Annotated in this window: 2 protein-coding genes; both read right to left on the bottom strand. The window is 45.6% G+C overall.

Going from position 1 to position 1,608, the window contains the following annotated elements:
• On the bottom strand, window positions 1-1,095 hold a 1,095-nt coding region (locus tag F6K53_RS41030), incomplete at its 3' end, for a POTRA domain-containing protein (RefSeq protein WP_293086024.1).
• A gap of 77 nt (window positions 1,096-1,172) precedes the next feature.
• Window positions 1,173-1,608 (bottom strand): RNA-guided endonuclease TnpB family protein (locus tag F6K53_RS41035; RefSeq protein WP_293086027.1); only part of this gene is annotated, 436 nt, incomplete at its 5' end.

A 1,608-nucleotide genomic window follows, 5' to 3' on the forward strand; every position in this document is an offset into this window, starting at 1 on the left:
TACACTGACTTGGGTTGAACCAATACTGGGAGAACGGTTGTTTTCTGTCTTGACACCGGTGTGAAAGGCTGGGGCTTCTTTTAGTGTCACCTGTAATATATTACGACCGGGAGTGCTCCCTGCGGTCAATTCCACATTCACTCGTTCGATTAAGGGGTCTAGCTGCAGCAGTTGCAGTGCTTTGACTAGACGTTGCTGATTTAAGGGTTTAGTAGTTGCAATTTCTAGGGGGCGGAGTACATAGTCAGATCGCAGACGGTTTAATCCATTCAGTTCAATTCGTTCTAGCTCACCCTCAACAACCTGTATTTGCACAGTGCCACTGTCCAGTGCTTGATTATTCAGTAAAAATGCACCAGAGGTAACGTAACCGTTGTTAATATACAGTTGAGTAATTTTAGAGCGCAGTTCAATTAAATCTTCAAAGGTGACTTCCTGGTTTTCAATCTCTTCAATTAATTCTGTAATCTGTTCTTGTAAAACGGTGTTACCGAGCACTTCTACAGTTTTGACTAGGAAACGCTCACCGGATGAAGCGATAAGATCAACTCCGGTAGCATCGGTTGGATATAAAGATTTATAGGGCTTACGAAGTTTAGTTGGTTTTGCCCCCCTAACCCCCCAATTTTTCGGTGCGACCCGTGGCGAATTTAATTCGCCAACGGAAAGCGCACCGGGAGGGGTAATGATTTCAAAGTCCCCCAGAATTGGGGGATTTAGGGGGCTTTGCGTAAGTCTTGATTTATATCGAAAATCTTGACAAATACGCCAAAACTCTCTCCCTGTCTCTTCCTGTCCCTGTGTTCCTATTAATTCTGACCCGATGTTTTCAACGGGACATTTAACCTTAGGTGTCTCGATACTAGAGGTAGCTTCAGCAGTAGAGTCTAGTAGCGATGACCCAGATGCGGAGGTAATCGGAAAAGGAGAATTAGATGAATTAGGAATCGTAGATTGAGCCATCCCATTTAGAGCTGAGATCACTAAGATAGAAACACCAAAACTAGACACACCAAAACCTGCCTTTGCCTTCAGGGGGTATGCCTTTGGTGGTGGCTGCCACATGCCATAGGGTGGCCGTAGCGCAATCGCCATCCATCTCCAAATTAGATACACACCCTTGACATCCTCCCGCCACTAAGCTACCGCGCTTTGTGGGGGATTCCTAAACCTCACGATTTAGGTTTCTGTTTCCTTCCCGTTTCGACAAAGCCGTTCGCGTAGCGGAGGCCGTAGGCCACGCTACGCGAACGGGATTTTCGCAACTGCCCTTCAACCTTATGGTTGTCAGGTCTTATGTTCGCTCCACAGACTGACACGGCAAGTCCTGCCGCCAAAATATTCTGACTCGCGTTGATATCACGGTCATGGATAATCCCACATTCAGGACACTTCCACTCCCTAATATCCAACGGCATTTTATCAACGATATGCCCACAGTTTCCACATCTTTTAGAACTAGGAAACCATCGGTCAATCTTAATTAAGTCTCGACCATACCACTGGCATTTGTAATCCAGTTGTCTAGTTAATTCCCCCCAACTAGCGTCGCTAATAGCAAGGGCAAGTTTATGGTTCTTAACCATGTTTTTTATAGCTAAATCCTCA

It is taken from the genome of Moorena sp. SIO4A1 (genome assembly GCF_010672065.1).
In the GTDB taxonomy this organism is placed as follows: Bacteria; Cyanobacteriota; Cyanobacteriia; order Cyanobacteriales; family Coleofasciculaceae; genus Moorena.